We start from the raw sequence: 23,957 nt of genomic DNA on the forward strand, positions 1-23,957 counted from the left end.
ACCAACACTTAGCGTATAGGCTCCCTCTATGAGAGTCTCGGAGAAATCAATTTGGTAGCGGATATCGTCAATCGAAACGACTGAATCTATCGCAATTGCCCCACCAGTGTTATCGACAAGCTCAAAATCACTAGTATCAAGAGTCGCGTTATCAATTCCAAAGCTGAACTGAACAATGGTGCTATCGATTGATGCGCTGTGGTATCCGCTGGGGGAAACTTCCCGTACTCGAGGAGGTGCGGTTATTTCAGCAATATGGACTGACCCATGCTCAGCGGAAGCACCTGCATAGCTACCGCCTCCATTAGCCTGGACCCGCCCTAAATTCAGCCCCTCAGTAGATTCATAGTAGATTGCTACACGACCACCGCCACCGGCTCCCGCATACCAACCATAACCACCATTGGCATAAATATATCCCGCACTGCCAGAGACCAGTTCGCCAATTTCGAGCCAAACGGACCCACCTGCGCCGGCACCTTTGTAGCTGCCATGACCAAAACCATTTGCATATATATATCCGTAATGCTCTAAACGATCCGCAACCAGTTTTATCGCGCCACCGCCTCTGTGGCCAATTTGGCTGTCGTCCTGGTAACGACCACCCATCCCGAAATCTGTTGGCTCAACCGCACTACCAAATACAGCATTGGTGGCACCACCGGATATTACACCACCCAAGCCACCAAAACTTCCTCCGGACTTGTAGCCCACGTCAACCGATGGGAGGTACCCCTTTCCGCTTACATCCACATAAGAATTAGAACTTATATAAAAGTCTTTAGTACTTAATGTAATGCCCGAAGTAAATAATTCTGAGGCAGCTGGCGTCGTGATCTTCCCGCTATTCTGGACTGTAATAGATTCAAAAGCGTAGTCCTGTCCCAACTCCAAGGTTACGCCATCGACCACGAGTTCATTATTTGAGACAGTAAAATCGCCCTCAGCTACTAGGTATGCACTATTGTATCCTGCGCCGGAAATCGGAGCATTGAAATGCACACCATCCTCAATCTGTACCCGTGCGTTTGAAAGGTACAGAGGACTATCAATATTTCCTGCCAGTCGATACGGCTCGTATGTGGAGCTAGAGTTGTAGTTTGCGATTTGAAGCAAACCATTATTTGCAGGCAGAGATCGGTCATACAAATAAACCGAGCCCGGCCCTCCATAGGCTGTTACTGCCCCCCAACTAGAACCTGAGCGAGCCAATACTTTAGATACGGGATCGAATCCGGAGAGAGAATCAAAATAGACGGCAACTCGCCCACCGCCTCCAGTAGCTGACGAGTGTCCATCACCCCCCTCAGCTGAAATTAAAGTACTGTTACTGCCGACCAGCTCTCGAGCTTCGATCCAAATAGAGCCGCCGCTGCCACCCCCTTTCAGATACTCCTGAGAGCCATTACTCAAGATATCGCCATAGATTTCGAATCTATTACTTGCGATCAGTTTGATGGCGCCACCGCCTCGGGTTCCCGAAGCGGATTCATCGGCGCCATAACCACCTACCCCGAAGTCAGTTGGGTTTTCTACCGAACCGAAAACTGTGTTTGTACCGTCAGTTAATGGATCTCTACCACCCAAACCACCATAACTCCCGCCAGATTTCCAATACTGCCCATCAACGAAAGAAAGCCCCTTTCCGCTTACATCTACGTAAGAGTTGGAACTTATATAAAAATCTTTAGTACTTAATGTAATGCCCGAAGTAAATAATTCTGAAGCAGCTGGCGTCGTGATCTTCCCGCTATTCTGGACTGTAATAGATTCAAAAGCGTAGTCCTGTCCCAACTCCAAGGTTACGCCATCGACCACGAGTTCATTATTTGAGACAGTAAAATCGCCCTCAGCTACTAGGTATGCACTATTGTATCCTGCGCCGGAAATCGGAGCATTGAAATGCACACCATCCTCAATCTGTACCCGTGCGTTTGAAAGGTACAGAGGACTATCAATATTTCCTACCAGTCGATACGGCTCGTATGTGGAGCTAGAGTTGTAGTTTGCGATTTGAAGCAAACCATTATTTGCAGGCAGAGATCGGTCATACAAATAAACCGAACCCGGACCACCATAGGCTGTTACTGCCCCCCAACTAGAACCTGAACGAGCCAATACTTTAGATACGGGATCGAATCCGGAGAGAGAATCAAAATAGACGGCAACTCGCCCACCGCCTCCAGTAGCTGACGAGTGTCCATCACCCCCCTCAGCTGAAATTAAAGTGCTGTTATTGCCGACCAGCTCTCGAGCTTCGATCCAAATAGAGCCGCCGCTGCCACCCCCTTTCAGATACTCCTGAGAGCCATTACTCAAGATATCGCCATAGATTTCGAATCTATTACTTGCGATCAGTTTGATGGCGCCACCGCCTCGGGTTCCCGAAGCGGATTCATCGGCGCCATAACCACCTACCCCGAAGTCAGTTGGGTTTTCTACCGAGCCGAAAACTGTGTTTGTACCGTCAGTTAATGGATCTCTACCACCCAAACCACCATAACTCCCGCCAGATTTCCAATACTGCCCATCAACGAAAGAAAGCCCCTTTCCGCTTACATCTACGTAAGAGTTGGAACTTATATAAAAATCTTTAGTACTTAATGTAATGCCCGAAGTAAATAATTCTGAGGCAACTGGCGTCGTGATCTTCCCGCTATTCTGGACTGTAATAGATTCAAAAGCGTAGTCCTGTCCCAACTCCAAGGTTACGCCATCGACCACGAGTTCATTATTTGAGACAGTAAAATCGCCCTCAGCTACTAGGTATGCACTATTGTATCCTGCGCCGGAAATCGGAGCATTGAAATGCACACCATCCTCAATCTGTACCCGTGCGTTTGAAAGGTACAGAGGACTATCAATATTTCCTACCAGTCGATACGGCTCGTATGTGGAGCTAGAGTTGTAGTTTGCGATTTGAAGCAAACCATTATTTGCAGGCAGAGATCGGTCATACAAATAAACCGAACCCGGACCACCATAGGCTGTTACTGCCCCCCAACTAGAACCTGAACGAGCCAATACTTTAGATACGGGATCGAATCCGGAGAGAGAATCAAAATAGACGGCAACTCGCCCACCGCCTCCAGTAGCTGACGAGTGTCCATCACCCCCCTCAGCTGAAATTAAAGTGCTGTTACTGCCGACCAGCTCTCGAGCTTCGATCCAAATAGAGCCGCCGCTGCCACCCCCTTTCAGATACTCCTGAGAGCCATTACTCAAGATATCACCATAGATTTCGAATCTATTACTTGCGATCAGTTTGATGGCACCACCGCCTCGGGTTCCCGAAGCGGATTCATCGGCGCCATAACCGCCTACCCCGAAGTCCTCAGGCGACGAAATCGAACCGAATATTGGGCTTGCTGTGCCAGAAGAGGGATCTCGACCGCCAAGACCACCGTAACTACCACCTGACTTCCAGTGCTCCCCGTCCGAGGGGCCACGTCCTTTCGCGCTTACATCAACGTAAGAGTTAGAGCTAATATAAAAATCAGTCGCGCTTAAGGCAATTCCAGAAGCAAAAGTATCAGAAGCGATAGGTGTAGTTATTTTTCCGCTATTTTTTATGGTAATTGATTCAAACTCGTAGTCTTGAGAAAGCTCTAGGGTAAAGCCATCAACCACCAAGTCGTTATTAGCGACCGTAAAATCGCCATCAGCGGTCACATATACTGAGCTATAACTGGTGCCGGAGATTGCGGCTCCCAAATGCACTCCCTCGCCCAGAACAACTTCCGAGTCTTTAAAAGTAATTGGCGCAGTCAAGTTGACATCTTGATCAATAATTACACGCAGATGCTCGAAAAATGTGGGAATGTCTACTTCACCACTCAATGTATATGAAGGGTAAGCTTCACTCGTGCCCCGGTTAATAATCTGCAACAGTGCATTATTTGACGATAAAGAACGATCATATAGATAAACCGTTCCCGGGCCACCATAAGCCGTAGCACTCGAGTAGTTTGTGCCAGTTCGCGCGAATATATCATTCGTTGGACTGACACCAGACATTACATCGTAGTAAATCGCGATGCGACCACCGCCACCCGTTCCTGCTCGATATCCTCGACCACCCGACGCCTCTACTAATGTTCCACTACCCCCAATAACTTCTGGAGCTTCGATCCATATAGAACCACCACTACCGGCACCGACATCAAGCGGACCATCTTGTCCGTTAGCTAAAATGTCACCGTAGACTTCAATTTTATTACTCGCCACCAATTTGATAGCGCCACCACCACGGCTACCCTCGACGGAACCATCAACCCCTTGACCCCCGACACCAAAATCCAGAGGTCTTTCGAGCGAGCCATACAGTGACGATACTGTACCAGACGATGGATCTATCCCACCTAGGCCACCATAGCTACCGCCGGACTTCCAGTGAACCCCGGATTGAGGGAGACGTCCTTTAGCACTTACGTCGATAAGCGAGTTCGAGCTTATATAAACATCAGTACCGCTTAAGGTGATTCCAGAAGTAAAAGTCTCAGAAGCCGGAGGTGTAGTTATTCTCCCGCTATTTTGCACTGTAATAGATTCAAAGTCGTAGTCCTGAGGAAGCTCCAGGGTAAAACCATCCACAACCAGATCATTATTAGCTACTGTGAAATCACCCTCGGCAGTTACATAAACTGAGCCATAACTAGGACCGGATATTGCAGCGCCTAAATGTACGCCATCGCGCAACACAACTTTCGAATCTTTAAAAGTAATTGGCGCAGCCAAGTTAACATCTTGATCAATGATTACACGCAGATGCTCAAAAAATGCAGGGATGTCTACTTCACCACTCAATGTATATGAAGGAAAAGCTTCACTCGTGCCGCGGTTAATAATCTGTAACCGCGCATTATTTGACGGTAAAGAGCGATCATATAGATAAACTGTTCCCGGGCCACCATAAGCCGTAGCACTAGAGTAATTAGTGCCAGTTCGCGCAAATATATCATTCGTCGGACTGACGCCAGACATTAGATCGTAGTAAATCGCGATGCGACCACCGCCGCCCGCTCCCGCTCGATATCCTCGACCACCCGACGCCTCTATTAATGTGCCACTACCCCCAATAACTTCTGGGGCTTCAATCCAGATAGAGCCACCACTACCGGCACCGACATCAAGTGGACCATCCTGTCCGTTAGCTAGAATGTCACCGTAGACTTCAAATTTATTACTCGCGATTAGCTTGATAGCCCCACCGCCACGACTACCCTGAACTGAGCCATCAATACCTTGGCCACCGACACCAAAGTCCGATGGCGTCTCGAGCGAACCATAAAGTGGCGCTACCGTACCCGATGATGGATCTACTCCACCTAAGCCACCATAGCTACCACCGGATTTCCAATGATCTTCTGATACAGGAAAGCGGCCTTTAGCACTTACGTCGATATATGAGTTGGAACTAATATAAAAATCAGTGGCGCTTAAGGTGATTCCAGATGTGAAAATTTCAGATGCTGCTGACGTGGTTATTTTTCCGCCATTCTGAACTGTAATAGTCTCAAAACTAAAGTCTCGAGATAACTCCAATGTAAATCCATCAACGTTTAATGAACCAGTATCGGTAGTGAAGTTACCTTCTGCTGATATATACACTTCACCATAGTGACTTCCGCTAATTGGCGCAGACAGGTAGGCACCATTTTTTATGGTGACACTGACATCGTCAAAGTAGTGCGGAATATCTACATTTCCAGACAGAATATATGGCTCATAAGCACCATTGATTCCCTGATTAATAATTTGCAACCGTCCATTGTCAGCTTCTTGTGAACGATCAAATAAATATATAGTGCCCGGGCCGCCATACGCAGTAGCATTACCACCAGAACCTGCACGCGCAAATATTTCGGTTTTCGGGTTGAAACCAGAAAGCGAATCATAGTAGATCGCTATTCGTCCACCGCCCCCAGTGCCGGCCCCATTACCAGCACCACCACTCGCCTCAATGTGTGCGGAACTGCTACCTAATACTTTATTCGCTTCAATCCAAATGGAGCCACCACTGCCCCCACCAATATTGCTTACATATTCTCCATTTGCTTTAACTTGGCCATAAATTTCCATCTCTTGATGAGCAACGAGCTTAACTGCACCGCCCCCTCGAGTGCCCACAGTATCAGTATCCCCCCCGTAGCCACCGACCCCGAACTCAATCGGCGCCTCAAAGCTTCCAAATATTGCATTTGTTAGGCCGGAATCAGGGTGACGACCACCTAATCCGCCGTGACTACCCCCAGACTTAAAATAATTACCAGAAACCGCAAACAAACCCTTCGCACTAACATCGATTGATGAATTACTTGATATAAAAATATTTTCAGCAGTAATTCCAAGAGGGAATGAATTCTCGTCTGAAACAACACTAGTAACAAAGCCCCGATTAACAATAGAAAAATTACCAGAGAATCCCTGTTGACCTTTGGCAACAAGTTTATAACCATCCACTACGAAGTCGCTTCCTGAAGAAACAATATCACCTAAGAAACGGACCACTGAATTGTTGTTGCCTTGTAATTCAATTCCCCCAAGATCAGTACCATTTAAAACTTCTACAGAAGCGTCTCGCAATTTAACCTTGGCTACACTAGTTTGCTCAAGCTTATAAGGCTCACTAATTGAATTAGAAGAGCGATTATCCAAGACCAACACACCAGAGTAACTCTCGTCCGTTAATGGATCATACCCTTCCAGGTGCACCTTTAATTCAATATTGTCGAAGTATGCATGCGAACCACTGCCATCTTGACGTGAAGATCGCACAACCATATCGAACGAATCAGTCCCCTCCGGCACTACTGCTGAATAATTCCGAGATTCCCACACCCTGTTCGCAGTCGTCGATAGCCCGCCAGCAACCTCAGAAATCACTTCTCCACTATCATTCAAAAATCGGAAAGCAAGCTCACCCTGGTCCTCGGTATAATACGACGACTGCAACCAGCTCGCAGAAATTGAGACTCGGCCTTGAGTCACATCATCCTCAGAAAATTCATTACGTAATAATTTAACGTTTTGCGAAATGACCGAGCGACCTGAACTAGAATAACCATTAAAGTAATTTGAGCCACCGAAATCCACTGGGTATGGAGATGAAGACCTTATAGCTGGAATCCCTTCCTCCAATCGCCAATACTTCAGATTACCGAACTCCGCACCCGCATTTTTCAACGATAGATGCGCAAGTGATCCATCATGAAGAAATACACTTCCTGGGCCGCCATAACCTTTGCCCGTTCCACCCTTGGCAGAAACTCCCCCCAGGAAATCAAAGTCACTCCACGAATCATAATAGATAGCGATTCGTCCGCCAGAACCACCATAGGAGTACGATCCATTACCTGATCCACCGTGGGCAGTTATTTCACCACTGCCCTCTACCTCACCGACCTGAAGAAAAATAGAACCACCTGCACCGGCTCCAGAATAACCTCCCTCAACGTACCCGGTCCTAGATTCGCCGTTGGCCAAGATACTGCCATTCAGGATCAGCTTTATGGCACTAATGCTTATCCGCCCGCCTCCTCGAGTTCCCTCCACATCTTCTAATGCGTGCTTGCCGCCACTTCCTGTAGCCAGAGGACGCCTGTAGTCCCCATATGGCTCTTGGCCGCGACCACCACCGAAGCTTGCATGGGCCCCACCACAACCAGCGCAACTTTCCTGCGGAGCTTTACCACCCAATCCCGACAGGTCAATTTTTGAAGAGCTATCAATTTCAATGTTGCCAGCCACCAATAATTCAAGCTGATCTACTACATCGAGGGAATGATTCACTACAGCACCATTTTGCAGAACCAAACTAGCAAAATGATGCTTTCCGTCGATCGTTACCGAAGCGCCATCGATTACAACATCTTTATGTTCGTACGATGCATCTTCGGCCCCAATAATGATGTCATTTAAAATGATGGCTTGTCTTTCCTGTGCCATCAAATCCAATGAAGCAATTAAAACAAAGAATGAAGCCGTAACGACGGAAAAATATCCCTTCATCAACCCGTTTCCCTAGCCCTAAAGCATTTGCACACTCAATCGCGGGTCATAGCTCAAGAACCTATGGCTATTTTTCATGCGAGAGTGCATATTAAAATTGTAGAAAGCGATATATGACTCATATCCAGAGTCGAAAATATTGTTCTGCGGGTCCGCGATTTGCCAAGCATCATCACGCTCAAACTCGGACCAATTATGATAATTTTCTGCTTGCAGCCTTCCGGACTGCGTCAAAACAAATCCACCAACTGCTCGAGATGGAATCTCGCTCGCACGAGCCAACGCCACAAAAGCTGTCGAAAACTCCGTGCAATCACCTTTCCTATTAGTAATCGCATAAAGGGCTCCGCGATCTTCCGCGACGTAGCCCACATCTACAATATTCTTTCCGAGCCAATCCGAAATGGCCGCGGCACCCTCGCCTTTTGATTTGATGCTCTGAGCGAGCAACTTGACTTCGGGCGAATCCGCTTCAATGTTTTGTTCAGGCAATAGATAGCCTTCAGTGTCGCCAGAGGCTATCGGCTGAGGCGACGCCGCCCCCTTCAGCAGCGCTGTAATACTTATAACCCTACTCGATAGCGGGGCAATATTATCTAACTTAAATATGAGAGACTGATTACCGAAATCATCTGTTTCAAGCTCAAAAGGAAGATTTGCGGATATATCTACTGTCAATTGATATGAGTTTTGCTTAACCGGCGCAAAGACTCGAAATGAGGCGCTATCAATATACTCAGGAGTACTATTCTCGACTAAAAATCCATAGCGAATAGTTTTCTCAATCTCGTAGTTAGCGCTATGCCCCCGGGACGCAACAAGTAAACTTACGGTAGCGATTAGAGCGACTAATAGCGCAGAAACTATGATCAGGTTTTTAGCGGGCACAGCTAGACACCACGCTATCGCGATTTCTATTTATCGTATTTAGCGCACTAACATTGACCGCCTTCTGAACCCCGGCAATACCGCCTGCTACGGAAAACACCTTCACTAAATGCTTTTCACGGGCTATACCTATATAGGCTTCAGCATTCAAAGAAGAGTCGCCAACTAAAAATATCGGAAGATATCCATTTATCGAGTAGCTTTTCGCAGCAGCAAGCTGGGCCCCTAGATCAACACCACCCTCCACTACTAGTGCCGACAACCCCAACGCACCTAATTGGTCTGCAACATTTTTTCCCAAAGCAATCACTACCGCCCCGAAGTTACTCACCTCGACAATAAACTCTTCAGGAGAGACCTCTTCAAGATTTCGGATATATGGAGAACCTGGAACATCCCCTATTAAGATTTTGGGATTGTGGAAGTCGCCTTGAATTAGCTCCCAACAAAGACGAGCTAATGAATAGCGCTTATGTGGTTCATCTATGATAAGTAGAGGCTGTTGCTTCAGAGCATTCCGCAGCTTTAGCTGCCGGTCGCTCATGCGAACACTTGGAGAAGCGGGAGGCAGGGAAATCGAGTGATTGGATAGGTTAACGACAAGGTAACGACCCAAATTTTCAGAAACATCGCTTGCGCGCACAAAGCAACTTTCTGAAATATTTGAAGCTTTTGCACTTACAAGCGATGCGTATTGGGAGTCGGGCACTGCAGCGCAATGCTCGATACCATCATCGCTTGAACTATTACCGAATACACATCCGGAAAATAGGCAAAGAACCCCAGCCACGGACAATGTGGATGTGAAACGTCCTGTCACACCGAACCACTCGAACTTTCTTGTACTTTTTAATGCAACCTAAACTACTGCTGCTCCCCCCGAAAGGGCTAATCCTAATGAAAATTGCGTCACACAGTCAACAATAAATGGAATTAAATACTGATCTGGAAATAAACACGGTACACGCGTACCAACTGCACCATCTGGAGCTCAGTATGCTTGGAAGAAATAGTTGGCAATCGTACGTAAGCTGCACTGGGAATTGTCTGTGTACGGCCAAGCCCGCACGCAATCCTGTCAGACAATTCAGCACAATGACTAAAATAGCTAACCCCCTACACCTGTAATTCACCCAGTCGAAGACCTCAGCAAGTCAACTGAGGGCAGCGCTTTGCTAACTTTGATCACTCTTTGATCGATCCCGCCTCGCACGATAAGGTACGGAACTCGAAATTCCTCCAACCAAGCAATTTGAGCAGATTGAAATTCGGCTCTGTTGGCCTCGCCGGACCTATCCCATGTATCGTCATATGGGATATCGTCTGCACACAGCACGAACAGCCCGTAGCGCTCTACCGCTTGGCGGGCAAGCGCCTCCAATTCTTCATGAGCATCGCCATAGTAATACTTGGAAAAAAGCAACGTAGTAATAGCGCAGGTATCAGTGAATAGGTAGCGGTCGGCACGAAGTAACGCCTGCTCTTCTAGAATCAAGTGTTGCTGTGCTAGTTCAAGCAGCTGCTCTTTCGAGAGCCTCCTGTTTACCTGGTTTTTCTCCCAATAGTCTCTGCCATGCTCATGCATTATGGCTGTACGATATTTTTTTCCCAAAGCAGCCGTCAGCGTGGACTTTCCGGTAGATGGCGCTCCCAATAAACAGATATTGGCAACCAGATCCCGGTAAACCAATGGATGAACGTATTTCTTATACTGCAGTGGGTTCTGTCTAATTTTCGTAGCCGAAATTGGAAACTTTTTTCTGCATGAATCGATCCGGCGATCGACAGCTCCAAGAGCGCGACTCATATGCTCGCCGTAGAATTCACTCGAATAGAAAGCATTGACCGCTTGCCCCTTCAACGCTCGAATGACCACATCTTCGTGTTTGCGAGTAAGTTCCGGACTTGATCCGACCTCACTGGGCGCTCCGACTACTTCAATGACCTCGACCTTAGGATATAGCCGCTCGATCCATGCCGTTCTGGTTCTCAATGGGACTGCAATTACCTCTGGGCTATCGTAAATAAGGACGACAGTTTTCTCATTTTCTGACAGCGAAGTCTCTATCAGATACTGGTGCCCTTTATGTAGGGGTGCAAATTTCCCCAAGACCAGGCCAGTATTCATGCGACCTGCATTTCCCGGGTTGTGGCGCGCTCATTTCGCCAGGCAATGAGTCCAGCGATTGCCATACAAAGAAATAGCGCGTAGAGAGCACTAGTCATGTAGAGCTCTTTGGAGGCGTATACGAAAATCGCAACCACGTCTACGGCAATCCAAAAATACCAATTTTGCAGATATTTTCGAGTGAGTAGCCACTGTGCTGTAAGGCTGGCGACAGTAGTAAATGCATCAGCGAATGGAAGAGATGCGTCAGTATAGCGTGTCATAATAATTCCCAGTGAGGTGCTACCCACTAGGCTTATCGCCACCAATACGATTAGGCCTCTCGTCGATAACTTTTTGACCGGTAGCTGATTCTTCCCTGGCCCACCGTACAGCCAGTGCCACCAACCATATAACTGCAACCCGATATAGATAATATGCAGGCCCACGTCCGAATAGAGTTTGGCGTGGTAGAAGATCCAAATATAAACTGAAACTTGAATAAGCCCTACTGGCCAACACCAGATTGATCGGATAATAATCAAATAAACACAAAGAAGTCCGGCAACTACTGCAACCAATTCCAGCCAGTTCATAACTTGTCGTTCATGTAAGTTCAAAGGCGTGATTTATAGCCGGATTCAGCCGTTATTTAAAGGAATTGGGAGAATTGACCTTCTCTTAAGGAGCTGGCTTGTATTTAGTGTCCTATAGACACATAATGCTTGCGAGATCACCCTAAAAGCCCCGGAAAGACCGAGGCCTTCTCTACAGCAAGGAGCTTGCTGCCATGACTCGAGACTACGACTTCGCAGTGTTTATTGGCCGTTTTCAGCCGTTCCACTCTGGACATTTAAGGGTTGTTGAAGAGGGGCTTGCCCGCGCGGACCGCCTCGTCATTCTGATTGGCTCGGCCTACCAACCACGCAACCCACGCAATCCTTGGACTCACCTGGAACGGGAATCACATATCAGAGCATGCCTCGCTGACGACGAGAATAGTCGCCTAACTTGCCTGCCGCTTATGGACGTCCCATACAACGATGAACTCTGGGTCCGTAACGTCCAAGACTCAGTCTCCGGAATCGTTACTGCTCATCACACAGTCCCTCACCGCCCCCCAAAGGTTGCGCTAATCGGGCATCATAAAGACCAGTCAGGCTTCTACCTGAATCTCTTTCCCCAGTGGGACTCCATCGCGGTAGACAATCACCAAGAACTCAGTGCCACTCCGATTCGCGAGGGCCTATTTACCGACGATGCGGAGGCATTTTTGCAAGCCGCCACTGAAAGGCATGCGCTGCCCGCAGCCGTGGCGAATCAGCTTGGCAAATTCGTCGCGTCAAATTCAGCATATGGCGCTATGCGAGAGGAAATGGCCTTCATCAAGCGTTACAAGTCATCGTGGGAAGCTGCGCCATATCAACCAACCCATGTAACAGTGGACGCAGTCGTAGTTCAGTCTGGGCATATCCTTCTGGTGGAGCGCAGAGCCTTTCCAGGCCGGGGCCTATGGGCTCTACCCGGCGGCTTCGTAGACCCAAGCGAAAAGTTAGTAGACGCCTGTTTACGTGAGTTGCGCGAGGAAACTCGCCTTAAAGTACCAACACCGGTGCTCCGGGGCTCAATAAAACGACAGGACGTGTTTGATGAACCACACCGCTCTGCGCGCGGAAGAACCATCACCCACGCTTATTACCTCGAGCTAGAGCCGAGCAAGCAGCTCCCCAAGGTAAAGGGTGGTGATGATGCAAGGCGCGCACAATGGGTTCCATTGGCCAGCCTAGATCCCCAAGAAATGTTCGAGGATCACTACTACATCATCCAGTCCTTGATTGGAGGCGCCTGAACCCAACTCAAGCCGGAGGCAACCTCAAAAAGGTTGCCTCCGGTACGCAAGCGGCGGCAGTGTCGCTTACAGAACCATGCGCTCTACGCGCCCAAGAACCTGCCCAGCAAGTCTCAGAACTCGCCCCCTATTTCCCGAGCGCCGCGGGAAGCCGATCACATCAAGTCCCCCCTAATAGATCGCAAGTACAGCCCCCTAGCACCGACTTTCTGGTCGATTTTCACCCTGAAGCCCCCTCTCCACAACAGCTCAAAAGAATACCTAAATTTCGACTTGACCTTTAAGTGTCCTTTGGCCACTATATACTTGTTAGTGTCGTAAAGACTCTATCAAAGAAAAGAATCGCCAAACGCGCTGGATAGACCGGCGCCAAATACCACTCACGGAGGATTTCCGCGATGCATAACTACAATCCGATCTTGAACGTTGATAGCTACAAAACTAGCCACTACCTCCAGTACCCTGAAGGGACTCAGTACGTTAGCAGTTATATCGAAAGCCGTGGCGGCCAGTACAAGGAGGCGGTGTTCTTTGGCCTGCAAGCCTTTATCAAGCAGTACCTCACTACTCCGATTACTGCCAATGACATTGACGAGGCTGAGGAGCTCTGCCTCGCACACGGTGTGCCCTTCCATCGCACCGGTTGGGAGCACATCCTGACTCAACACGGGGGGTTCCTCCCTATTGAAATCGAGGCTGTGCCCGAGGGAACCATCGTCCCAGTCAAGAATGTTCTGGCCCAGGTAATCAACACCGATCCAGCCTGCTACTGGCTAACCAGCTATGTGGAGACTGCCCTGTTACGTGCAGTTTGGTACCCCACTACCGTGGCCACCCAAAGCCGTGAAGCAAAGAAGATCATTCACCGTTACCTTGAAGAAACTGCCGACAACCTCGATGGCCTTCCTTTCAAACTACATGACTTCGGCGCACGAGGTGCAAGCAGTGAGGAAACCGCGGCCATTGGCGGATTGGCACATCTAGTGAACTTCCAGGGCACAGATACGATTGCCGCGCTGCTTGCCGGGCGACGTTACTACAACACACCAATGGCTGGGTTTTCTATCCCCGCCGCGGAACACAGCACCATGACCAGCTGGGGTCGAGAGCACGAAACCGAGGCCTATGCCAACATGCTGACTCAATTCAGCGGCGACGGGCGACTGGTGGCCGTAGTCAGCGACAGCTACGATCTGTGGAGCGCTATCGAGAACATATGGGGTGGCGAACTTAAGGAGCAGGTGGAGAACAACGGCGGCACCCTGGTGATACGCCCAGACAGTGGCGACCCTGTCGATGTGGTGACACAAACCATCGAGCGGTTAATGCGTATCTTCGGTGCGCGGATCAATGACAAAGGCTACCGCGTACTACCGGATTTCGTGCGGGTGATTCAGGGGGATGGTGTCTCTCTCCATACGATAGAGGGGATCCTTGCCGCGATGAAGGCGCGCAAGCAGAGTGCCGACAATATTGCGTTCGGGATGGGCGCCGAGTTACTGCAAAAGGTGAATCGCGACACCATGAAGTTTGCGATGAAAGCCAGCGCAGTCCGCGTCAACGGTCTCTGGCGAGATGTATACAAGGATCCGATTACAGATACCGGTAAACGCTCTAAGAAAGGTCGCCTCGCGCTCGTTCACCGTGGTAACGGCACTATCAATACCATCAGGGAGCAGGAGCTCGGTGCTAGGACAAACCTTTTGCGGCCGATATTCCGAAATGGCAAAGTGCTGGTGGAACAGGATCTTGACGAGATTCGCACTCTGGCAGCGGTACCGGCAACGGAGAACACATTGGCCGCTACGGGATAATCACGCCACACCACTGATGAGGAAAGTCGGTAACGCCGACTTTCCTTTTGTTCAGCTTACGTAGCGAACACGTAAACGATGTTCACAAGTAATTCGTCCAGGGGCTAGAGAAAAGTGCCAATCATCGCCAGTCTCTGGGCGAGCTACTACAGCTGAGCAGTAAGCCAACATACACTCTTAGTGGATCTGAGTCCGGACGCCTTAATATCTCTTACGACAATAGCTGCTCGAAGTACTTTTTAACCTCTAACCAGCTTGGGAACTCCGCGCCGTCATATTGGATCAGTGTCCCTTCAAAGCGCTCCTGACCTTTCCCCTCCGTCAGGTTGTCGATCAAGTAATGCCCCCGGTTTAGATCCTTGTGCGGGCTGATGATCAGGCGATCGACCACGTCATACCCCAAGTGCTCCTCGACCTATAGCCGCTTTTCCATGTAACTGTGCGGGTTCTTGAGGGAAGGTGCGGTCAAAACAAACGTGGCTAATTGAGCCTGCTCATGCAGCCAGCGATAGACCTCTACGGCATCAGGCAGCGGGGCCATGCCGGAATAGAATCCGGGGATACTTTGCGGAAATCTGACCTCAGGGTACTCCCGCTGGTACTCTGCGTAGGTGCTGTCGTAATCACACAACGTATGGTCCATGTCGACATAGACGATCAGTTTGTTCTGCCAAACCATTAAACCTCCCCGCGTAGTGCACTAGCCTTACAGTTCCAAGTTGCGCACAAAAGTGAAACTACCCGATTTTGCTCGCATCTTATAGAGGCTTGCCGGACGCCCTCCCTCCGATCGCTTTTCACCCGTATCGACAAGAAGGTCCGCCTGCTCTATTCGCCTGCGAAACGACTTTTTCTGCAACGGCTTACCGATTATTACTTCATGGACCTGCTGCAGTTCAGGCAAAGTAAACTTTTCTGGCAAAGCATAAGCCGGGACGATGCTGTAGAGTGCCTTCTGAACTAACCGTTCATGGGCACGCTGTAGAATCTCCTTGTGATCAAAGGCGAGCGCCATCTTCTCGGCCTTACCAATGGGCACCCAGGCAACATCCGACACGGTTTCGATGTGGCTTTCACAAGTTTGGTGGGCGATAAGCGCGGTATAGCAAATAGTCACGGACCAGCCACGCTTATCTCGGCCCGCACCGCCAAAAGTGTAGAGCTGCTCAATATATGGGGGAACAACTCCGGTCTTTTCTTTGAGCTTTCGCACCACGGTATCTTCCAGTGTCTTGTCTTCCGACTCCGATACAAAGCCACCCGGCAATGCCCATTTTCCCTGCTCAGGGTGATTGGAACGCTCTACAAGTAATACCTTCAGTATGCCCTCGTGATAAGTAAATAGGACCGCATCGACGGTCAGCAACGGGGAGTCGAAGGCGCGCTTGTCGTATTTAGCTAAGTATTCACGTTCGTTCATTCCCGCCCCATTAGTGTCAATTAGCCACTTATAGTAGTGCCGACCCTTTCACGATGCAACTTTCGGAGATATTTCGTCATTTTCTCTTGATTGAATAGTGTCTTTTAGATGCTATCAAGGAGGGCCTAACGCTCGGCATCCGGTATTACAAAGCGGACTCATCTACCTACGTGGTGATGTAGTGGTCAACGGCAGGACAAGGCGTATAGGCAAGGGGCTGAGCTTTTACTACAAGGGGTAACGACTTCGATCGCCGCGATCCCTATCAATGTTCAAGATGCACCCTTCACCTTCAACCTACAGACTGACGGTATCTGGCTCTAGTGCTTAATAAGTACCGTCTGATATATCGCTCTCTTCGAGCGATTAAATGAGACTATTTGCCACAGCATGGGACACATTGTCGCCATGGACGGATGATGAACCAGGTTAATAGATACGCAAGGGGTTGGATCCGGAAATGAAAATAGTCGGGCTGGGCTCGTGAAGCTTACTCAAAAAATTCTATTAATAGTACACACTTCAAACATAAGGGTACATCCATATACCGTAAAAAATACCGGATTACTTTTTTAAAAAAATACCAGCAACACAATTATAGCTGAAAAATTGACCATTATATCCAGAAATTTCCGTGCAATGATGAGACCCACCACGTCCCAATCAGGAAAGATCTAAGACCATTATAAATGATCAAAAAGCAAGCGTAGCAAGCAGTTTAAAAACACGTCTAGGTAGCATAAAGTCATATTTACGCCACATAGAAACTGTTCATTATTTATGCAAAAACAGCGCTTACCAAATTGTAGTCAACCCGCTTACGAGGAAGCTGCTTACTCCTTATTCACTTCCAAGTCTGATCAATTATCAAAGCTGACCCCAGTGTAGCCCCGGTAAAACTAGTAAATTTTCGATTTTAAGTAGTCCAGGGCATCTCTGGCTGAAAGACTGTTACTGCCAGGCCATTTGAATTGCTTCCGCCACCTCAGCCTGCTGCTCTGCATCAAGTGAGATAGCACCATCAACAGGCACACCGATTGTAGTCATGGTATTTGCAAGGCCTCCGATCATATCGAAAGCCAAGCTCGCTCCCGACTCTGTGGCGATACTCTCGATACGGTTATCGAGAGACTCCCAGCTTACGATCTGAACTTTCTCGGACCCGGCAAACAGATAGATATCGAGATGTGCTCCATTTTTCACGATCCAAATGTCTTCGGGCGCTATCGCACCTTCGAAATAGAGGGTATCTCCGTTGCTGGAGCCTGAATCACGGATGGAGTCCGAACCATCGCCGCGGGCGAAGATATAGATATCGGCACCAACATTGCCATAGAGCGTATCTGTGCCTTCTCCACCACGGATAGTGTCATCCGAAGCTGAGCCGTGAACGGTATCGTTTCCTTTCGACGCGTCAATCTCAGCAATACTGGTGAGCTCTGTTTGTGAGAAGTCGAGGGTGTTGTTACCGGTGGTGCCCTGAATGACATCCTGGCCACCGTTGCCGTTGATTCGTTCAACGGTGGTAGCTCCGGAGTATGCTGCCAGTCGGATCAGGTCGTTTCCGGTCGTACCTCGAAGCTCGTCCGCACCGTCACCTCCCGCATAGCGATCGTACCCGGTGTCTCCCGCAGTTAGCAAGAAGACATCATCACCACCCTCACCGTAGAGGTTGTCGCTGCTCAGACCACCTTCGATAATATCCGCGGCATCAGTACCGTACATGCGACTACGACTCTTTTTCTCCATAAGCTGAAAGGAAAAAGGATTTCCCACTCGCGGGACTCGAAGATGCCTGAGCACCCACACCATCTCGTTTGGCAAGATGCTGGTCGATGCCATCAACTATCTTCTTCAGATCGCTATTTAGTACAGCGTTATCTGAGTTACTCTCGATAGCTCTTAGAAGCGCTCTCTTCGCCTCGGCCATTCTCTCTTGATGTAACGCAATCAGTCCATCATGGACAAACCTCTCATATGACTCCTCTTCCAGCCCCGCAAAATATTCCAGAACTTGTGCAGCCTCATCGAGGTTATCTAGAGCAGTCAGTAGCAAAGCAAATTGAATGCGAGCCACTGACATTTCTGGACGCAACTTAAGAACTTCTCGATAATGGGAAAGAGACTTATCAAAAAGCTTTATCTCAGCATAGTCAGCGGCCAGAAGAAAGTGAGCATTGGGATTAGCGGGGTCAACCTCAAGCAGCTCCTTCAACTTAACAATGGCATCGTCGATACGGCCATTTACTGATGCATGAATGGCGAGATGCAGGAGTTCTTCCAAATCAAATTTTTGGTTATTCATTATAGAAAATCCTAGATAATCGTGCTCTGAGCCAGATTTAAAGTAATTAGAGACCAGCCATCAAGCAGCACAAACAGCATTAGCTTGATTGGCATCGAAACTGTAATTGGTGGGAGCATGATCATACCAAGTGACATGAGAACACCTGAAACAACCAGATCAACCAGTAAAAACGGTACCATTACGAAAAAAGCTGCCTTAAAACCATAGGCTAATTCGCTCAGCATATACGCAGGCATCAGTTTAGTGATAGAGACCTCTTCTGCAGTCGCCGGCACTGCCGATTGCGACATAGCATAAACCGCTTCCAAATCATCGCCCGACACACGAGGTATCATCCATCCCTTTGCTGCTTGAACAAGCTCGTCAGCGGCAACTTTGAGCGTGATCTCCTGCTCAGACAATGGAAGAAGAACGCCAGAATATATCTGACTCGGAACATCCCCCATTACGGAAATAGTTGTGAATATCGCTAACGCAATCAAAACAATATTTGGCGGACTTTGCTGAAGCCCGAGCGCATAACGGATTGCTGAGTACACAATAATGAACCGCAGAAATGGCGTTACTGCCACAAGAAAAAATGGCAAAAAGGTCAGCGATGTTAAAATCGTAAACCAATTGAACTGCTCAGCCACTAGTACAACATCCCGGAATCAATCATTCTCAATAATCTTGACAGCCAAATGGGGGCCATCTGCGACTAAAAGACCGCGCCCAACCTCTTGACCGTCGCACTTCAAAACAACGGGGTCACCGATTGCCTGATCAAGAGCAAACACACTACCAACCTCGCCATTTACCAGCTGACCTAACACAACTTTTGCTGAGCCAACGATTACCTCCAACTCCACCTCAACAGAATTTAGAATCTTGTCGAAATTTCCAGAGATTGGCTTTGCTCTCAAACTTTCCTCCAAATTGGAAACGTCTTCTAACACAACTTCACTCATATCAACTCTCAATCACAACTGCACGCTTTTCGCCATCCCTTCCTAGATATGCCGTCAATCCGACATCCTTGGATTCAATGGCTAAGCGCCAACTAAAATCATCTAAATCCCCAAGACGAATTGTCTGTCCAGGCTGCATTGACCGAACCGTAGATAAATCAACCTTGATCTTCTTATTGACGACCAGATCCACATCGTTATTCAAGGCAGAACTTGTAATGGAGCCGCGCTTCAATACGCCGGCTTCAAACGAATCAACAACACACTCAGCAGAAAGCGCAACAAAACCAGGCCGCCCACTGGGTAACTTGAAACATAACTTCAAAACATCAAACGGACCTATCCCATTGGGAAGGAAATCCACGCGATTTGGGGGATCCATATCCAACTGACCGAGCAACATATCAACTGCCGAAGGAAATGCTGAAATTGAATTATATTCTGAGCATAAATGAGACAGCTTCCTCAATTCCCAATCTACAAATTCACTGACGGATTCAGAGATTAGAACTATCTTTCCGCCAGCAGACCAAGCAGACAATCCACTGGAATCTTCAGGGGTAATTAGTCGAAATTCCGCCGCAATCAGCGCTTCAAATCCCAACCAGTCCTGTAGCCAACGAGAAACATGATCGATTCTTGGGAAAATTGTTGAAGCATTGGAGCAATCGCCAGTCAAATTAAAGACTCTCATCAGGCATTACCCCTTGGACTGGTACAAAGTTTCGATCATGGTATTAGCTACATCCATCACGTGCGACGCGGCTTGATACCCTCGCTGTGCGATAATCATTTCAGCGAATTCTCGGACCAAGTCGACATTTGAAGATTCAATACTATTCCCTTGGATCGACCCGAAGATACCAGTATCCGGCTGACCGTAACTGACACCTTGTAAGGTATTTGCCACGTAGAACCCATCTCCCATATGGCGCAAATCCTGAGGATTGTCGAAATAGGCTAAACCGATGGTATAAGGCTCTTCGGTATCACCGTTGGAATACAGTAGATTTAGCGCGCCTTTGTCATTAAAACTGGCCGCTACAAGCCCCTCAGAACCACGACCATCCACGATCTCAGACCCCAGTGTTGACACAGTTCCGCCGGCAAACGAAGTACTGCCCGAAAAATCGCCAGGAGTACCAAATGTCAGAGTCAAATCAAGTGCAACACCAGCCGTACCATTTTCGGCTGACGGAATTGTAATCGATAACGATTCGCTACCTGTACTTACTGAGCCATCAAGTTCAAAATTCAGCTGCCCGGTCCACAGAGGAACCCCGGAATCACTTTCAACAACTACGGACCACTCACCAGGATTCGTGGCAGTGTTATTGACAAAACGAATACCAAATGTTACCTCCTCCCCCAAGGTATTAAAGACAGAAACCGAGGGAATTTCGTGTTCGTCGTCACCTGTAGAAAGGTTTCCAGAGAAACCGAGCTCGGTAGTCGCTTCGGGGGGCAGCGTCTTCATTGTGGAAATATCCATTCGATACAGATTCCCCCCGGGACCGGACCCCATCACATACCCATCCGAAACTGTATCCTTCAAAAATCCATCGTCATCGAACACAAACTGCCCGTTACGCGTGTACTGATAAACACCATCTTTCTCGATAATGAAATAGCCTTCACCAATAATCGCCAAATCCGTCGCCCTTCCGGTGTCGCGGATGGTACCGGCAGATTCATCCATATACTCACCGGACAGTTTCGCACCAATTCCGTGACCATCCTCCCCCAGTGAGCGGTAAAAATTGTTTACGGCCTTGAAACCCGGAGTATTCATATTCGCAACATTGTTACTGATCGTATTGAGACCCTGCGAAAACACGACCATCCCGGACAAACCATTAAAAAATGATTGGAGCATAATGAACCTTATTGCCGTATAACACGTATTTGAGAAAGACGCAGCCCAGACACAACGTTGCCATCTGTGGCATTCACAGTAAACGTAGTGCCTGTACCGTCAAATGAAACCGCTGAGATAGATCCGAATAGGCTCCCGCTCTCGGAAGAAACCTCAACGGAACGGCCAAGTAATTCAGAAGCCTGATAGCTAGAATTAAGCCTAGCGATATTCTCCAATTGCAAGCCATTCTGCCGATTCTGTTCAATACTGGAAAACTGCGCCAACTGCGCCAAGAACTCACTATTGTCCAGCGGCTCCATCGGATCTTGAAATTGAAGTTGTGCTAGGAACAACCGAAGAAACTCTTCCTGAGAAATGGAATTTGATGATTCTGTCTCAGTATTCCCAAGGACGCTCCCGATTGCATCAACGGACATAGTCTAAAGCCTCTCCATTAAAATATACCCTTGCATTTTCTAGTAATTCCGAAGGAACCATCTCAAACAACCAGCCGCTGTTTTCAAGCGACTCACCATAATTTCGCACAAAAATAGAACAATGCTTACCTTCATTCTCCGCCTCATTCTTCACCAAAAAAAGAACAGATCTATTTGGCAGCGAAGTACTAGACCAAGTGACTGGCGTATAGCCCATCTGATACGGAGAAAGAGGAATCCGAGAATCAAAGCGATCAACTTGGTAAGCTGTACGACCAGCAACATCAACAGACATCGATCGACGCTGCCCCCAAAAATGAGTCAGAAAATCACGGACATCCTTCACATCATGGCTGCTCACTATTCCATCGGAAATTGAGACTGAAACGTCTATTGACATAACATCAATCTCCTTTGAGCCGCCAAACCGCAGAGAAACACCATCGACACCTGTAGCATACGATAATAACTGCGGCCAATTCTGAATAGTGGGATAATCACCACTAGCCATTCCACCCGAAAGCGAGAGCACGTACTGCTCTACTTCGAAGTTTGCACCCGCCTCAATCTCAAAAATTGAAGTGTCTTTCTCAGACGGAACATGGTTCTGAGAATCAGATTCGAGCAACTGCTTAAATGGCTGCGTTTCCTGTTTATTGCTAGCCGTTTTATTGTCTCGGGGGGCAACGTCGCCAACGGCTGGAAAAAGAAAATCGGACAGCAAGCTAACGCTCATTTTGATTGATCCCCGCCCTAAACTCATCCTGCGTTACTTCATCCTGGTATTGATCCAGGGCAAACTTTTCAAAAAACGTCCGCTGACGTCCCAGCTCATCCAACATTTCAATTTGTGAAGAAACAGCAGACAACTTGGACTCTACCCGCTTAATCTCTGAGAACAATCGATCTGACTCACACTTCAACCTGACTGCGTTTTCTTCGTATACTGCCACCTTGGTTAAATATTCATCCAGCAAATATAGCGGCATACTTGAACAAACCGCACTATCCAATACACGATTTAGGTTTTCCAGCTCTCCTTGAACCTGCATCTTGCGTGCATCTACCTTCTTTGTACTTCCCCGAAGAGATTGCCCTTCCGCGTCGATTTTTCGAACTGCTTTATATCTTTGATATTTGGCTAATTTGTAGAAACTAGTCACTTGAAATACTCTCCAAGAGGTTGGAAAACGTTTGCTCTCCAAGTAGCCAAGAATCTAGGCATTTTCTGTTCTTAACCGCTTTATCAACCGACTTCTGCTCTCCAGTGCGATAACCCGAAAACCGGATGTAATCTTCCAACTCCTCAAACTCGGCAACCGCACTTCTGACGGTCCGAGCAGCCTTCTTCTCCGCCTCAGAAAACACGACTTCAGTAAGTCTTGACTGGCTAGCCAGTAAGTCAACTGCCGGAAACACGCCTCTATTCGCGAGCTTACTTGATAGAAACACGTGCCCATCAGTAACAGACTTTACGAAATCAGCGATCAGGTCCTCAAAATCTGACTCCAGAAGAACACTGCCAACGATCGTCAAACTCGAACCGTTGACATAGACTGAGGCGCTTTCCAAAAGGGCAGAAACACCATTGAAGGCAGACAAGGGGTTGCCCTGCCGACCAGGAGTCTCTCCAGATGAAATACCAATGTCTCTTAAAGCGCCTGCGTATCTTGTAATCGAGTCAACTACAAGCAGTACATTCTTGCCCTCGGCAACTAATTCTCCAGCCGCCTCTAAGGCCGTTTCTACAACTCTCACCTTCCGAATACTTGGCTCTGAAGCCGCTGCACCAACCACCGTAGTCTTGGTAGATTGATCCAGTTTTACGTCACGAACAAAAGTCAGCAACTCTCTTGAACGCTCTCCTACTAATGCAAATACGACATGATCAAACGCTCTCGAATTTATGAGCGTCTTAAGTAATGAGCTTTTACCAAGTCCCGCTTTCGAAAAAATTGCTGTTTTTTGTCCATACGCCAATGGAAGAAAATCATCGAACACTGATATTCCAGTAGAAATTTTTTCACATGCGGGCAAAGGCGCAGCATAGCGTTGACCCTTGCCCCCATCCTCAGAATCATCCCAAAGCGGCTCTTCACGCTTGTATTCCTCCACAGGTTCGCCCATTGCTGTAAGAAAATATGACTCATTCATTGACTCGCGCACTGATTGAGTCTTTTTCTGTTCGGGCTTGATTACGGCACAGCCTGGCTGTACTTCCGTAGCTTTTCCGAAGGGCATGAGGACAGTAGTATCCGCCGTACTCCTTATGATCTCAGCACCAATATAGGCGCCGACGCGATCGCGCACGTAGCA

The 23,957-nt window shown here is 48.2% G+C and carries 21 protein-coding genes; 2 read left to right on the plus strand and 19 right to left on the minus strand.

All coding sequences use genetic code 11. From position 1 onward, the window contains the following. Window positions 1-356 precede the first annotated feature (356 nt). The 6 genes from ACYX4K_RS07465 to pnuC form a co-directional block, all read right to left on the minus strand. Window positions 357-494, minus strand: a complete 138-nt coding sequence (locus ACYX4K_RS07465) for a hypothetical protein (protein ID WP_475092746.1) — start codon at window positions 492-494, stop codon at window positions 357-359. A 6,687-nt stretch (window positions 495-7,181) separates the two neighbouring features. Continuing rightward, window positions 7,182-7,352: a hypothetical protein gene (locus tag ACYX4K_RS07470; protein WP_475092745.1), complete on the minus strand. Its 171-nt coding sequence runs from the start codon at window positions 7,350-7,352 to the stop codon at window positions 7,182-7,184. A 676-nt stretch (window positions 7,353-8,028) separates the two neighbouring features. Then, window positions 8,029-8,898 (minus strand): transglutaminase-like domain-containing protein, encoded by an 870-nt coding sequence (locus ACYX4K_RS07475; protein ID WP_475092744.1) that lies wholly within the window; start codon window positions 8,896-8,898, stop codon window positions 8,029-8,031. Then, window positions 8,888-9,718 (minus strand): hypothetical protein, encoded by an 831-nt coding sequence (locus ACYX4K_RS07480; RefSeq protein ID WP_475092743.1) that lies wholly within the window; start codon window positions 9,716-9,718, stop codon window positions 8,888-8,890. The genes ACYX4K_RS07475 and ACYX4K_RS07480 overlap by 11 nt, the downstream gene beginning before the upstream one ends. Before the next feature lie 309 nt (window positions 9,719-10,027). Beyond that, window positions 10,028-11,026, minus strand: coding sequence for an AAA family ATPase (locus ACYX4K_RS07485; RefSeq protein WP_475092742.1), 999 nt, complete (start codon window positions 11,024-11,026; stop codon window positions 10,028-10,030). After that, complete coding sequence (gene pnuC / locus ACYX4K_RS07490) at window positions 11,023-11,601, minus strand: nicotinamide riboside transporter PnuC (RefSeq protein ID WP_475092740.1); 579 nt, start codon at window positions 11,599-11,601, stop codon at window positions 11,023-11,025. The genes ACYX4K_RS07485 and pnuC overlap by 4 nt, the downstream gene beginning before the upstream one ends. A 194-nt stretch (window positions 11,602-11,795) precedes the next feature. Between pnuC and ACYX4K_RS07495 the strand changes: the two genes are divergently transcribed. Both ACYX4K_RS07495 and ACYX4K_RS07500 read left to right on the plus strand, forming a co-directional pair. After that, window positions 11,796-12,854: a bifunctional nicotinamide-nucleotide adenylyltransferase/Nudix hydroxylase gene (locus ACYX4K_RS07495; RefSeq protein WP_475092738.1), complete on the plus strand. Its 1,059-nt coding sequence runs from the start codon at window positions 11,796-11,798 to the stop codon at window positions 12,852-12,854. A gap of 398 nt (window positions 12,855-13,252) precedes the next feature. Beyond that, the gene (locus ACYX4K_RS07500; protein ID WP_475092737.1) at window positions 13,253-14,668 is read left to right on the plus strand and encodes a nicotinate phosphoribosyltransferase; all 1,416 of its coding nucleotides are present in this window, start codon (window positions 13,253-13,255) and stop codon (window positions 14,666-14,668) included. Between the two features lie 211 nt (window positions 14,669-14,879). On the opposite strand, the gene ACYX4K_RS07505 is transcribed toward ACYX4K_RS07500, so the two are convergent. From ACYX4K_RS07505 to ACYX4K_RS07565, 13 genes are all read right to left on the minus strand, one after another. After that, window positions 14,880-15,059: a hypothetical protein gene (locus ACYX4K_RS07505; RefSeq protein WP_475092736.1), complete on the minus strand. Its 180-nt coding sequence runs from the start codon at window positions 15,057-15,059 to the stop codon at window positions 14,880-14,882. A 24-nt stretch (window positions 15,060-15,083) separates the two neighbouring features. After that, entirely contained in the window at window positions 15,084-15,347 is a 264-nt protein-coding gene (locus ACYX4K_RS07510) for a hypothetical protein (protein WP_475092735.1), read from the minus strand. A gap of 27 nt (window positions 15,348-15,374) precedes the next feature. Then, a complete protein-coding gene (locus tag ACYX4K_RS07515) occupies window positions 15,375-16,088 on the minus strand; it encodes an NUDIX hydrolase (RefSeq protein WP_475092734.1) in 714 nt (237 codons plus the stop codon). Between the two features lie 951 nt (window positions 16,089-17,039). Further along, the gene (locus ACYX4K_RS07520; protein ID WP_475092732.1) at window positions 17,040-17,813 is read right to left on the minus strand and encodes a calcium-binding protein; all 774 of its coding nucleotides are present in this window, start codon (window positions 17,811-17,813) and stop codon (window positions 17,040-17,042) included. A gap of 4 nt (window positions 17,814-17,817) precedes the next feature. After that, window positions 17,818-18,393 carry a tetratricopeptide repeat protein gene (locus tag ACYX4K_RS07525; RefSeq protein ID WP_475092730.1) on the minus strand — a complete coding sequence of 192 codons (576 nt, stop codon included), beginning with the start codon at window positions 18,391-18,393 and terminating at the stop codon, window positions 17,818-17,820. 11 nt (window positions 18,394-18,404) lie between these two features. After that, entirely contained in the window at window positions 18,405-19,031 is a 627-nt protein-coding gene (locus tag ACYX4K_RS07530; protein ID WP_475092729.1) for a flagellar type III secretion system pore protein FliP, read from the minus strand. Between the two features lie 18 nt (window positions 19,032-19,049). After that, complete coding sequence (locus ACYX4K_RS07535) at window positions 19,050-19,346, minus strand: FliM/FliN family flagellar motor C-terminal domain-containing protein (protein ID WP_475092728.1); 297 nt, start codon at window positions 19,344-19,346, stop codon at window positions 19,050-19,052. 1 nt (window position 19,347) lies between these two features. Continuing rightward, window positions 19,348-20,040: a hypothetical protein gene (locus tag ACYX4K_RS07540; RefSeq protein WP_475092727.1), complete on the minus strand. Its 693-nt coding sequence runs from the start codon at window positions 20,038-20,040 to the stop codon at window positions 19,348-19,350. 6 nt (window positions 20,041-20,046) lie between these two features. Further along, complete coding sequence (locus tag ACYX4K_RS07545; protein ID WP_475092726.1) at window positions 20,047-21,222, minus strand: flagellar hook-basal body complex protein; 1,176 nt, start codon at window positions 21,220-21,222, stop codon at window positions 20,047-20,049. A gap of 8 nt (window positions 21,223-21,230) precedes the next feature. Next, complete coding sequence (locus tag ACYX4K_RS07550; protein ID WP_475092725.1) at window positions 21,231-21,641, minus strand: flagellar hook assembly protein FlgD; 411 nt, start codon at window positions 21,639-21,641, stop codon at window positions 21,231-21,233. Next, window positions 21,631-22,377 (minus strand): hypothetical protein, encoded by a 747-nt coding sequence (locus tag ACYX4K_RS07555; RefSeq protein ID WP_475092724.1) that lies wholly within the window; start codon window positions 22,375-22,377, stop codon window positions 21,631-21,633. The genes ACYX4K_RS07550 and ACYX4K_RS07555 overlap by 11 nt, the downstream gene beginning before the upstream one ends. Further along, window positions 22,367-22,804, minus strand: a complete 438-nt coding sequence (locus tag ACYX4K_RS07560) for a hypothetical protein (protein WP_475092723.1) — start codon at window positions 22,802-22,804, stop codon at window positions 22,367-22,369. Before ACYX4K_RS07560 ends, ACYX4K_RS07555 begins: the two co-directional genes overlap by 11 nt. After that, on the minus strand, window positions 22,797-23,951 hold the full coding sequence (locus ACYX4K_RS07565; protein WP_475092722.1) for a hypothetical protein: 1,155 nt from the start codon (window positions 23,949-23,951) through the stop codon (window positions 22,797-22,799). Before ACYX4K_RS07565 ends, ACYX4K_RS07560 begins: the two co-directional genes overlap by 8 nt. Window positions 23,952-23,957: the final 6 nt, after the last annotated feature.

This window comes from Microbulbifer sp. ABF4_107 (assembly GCF_056312215.1).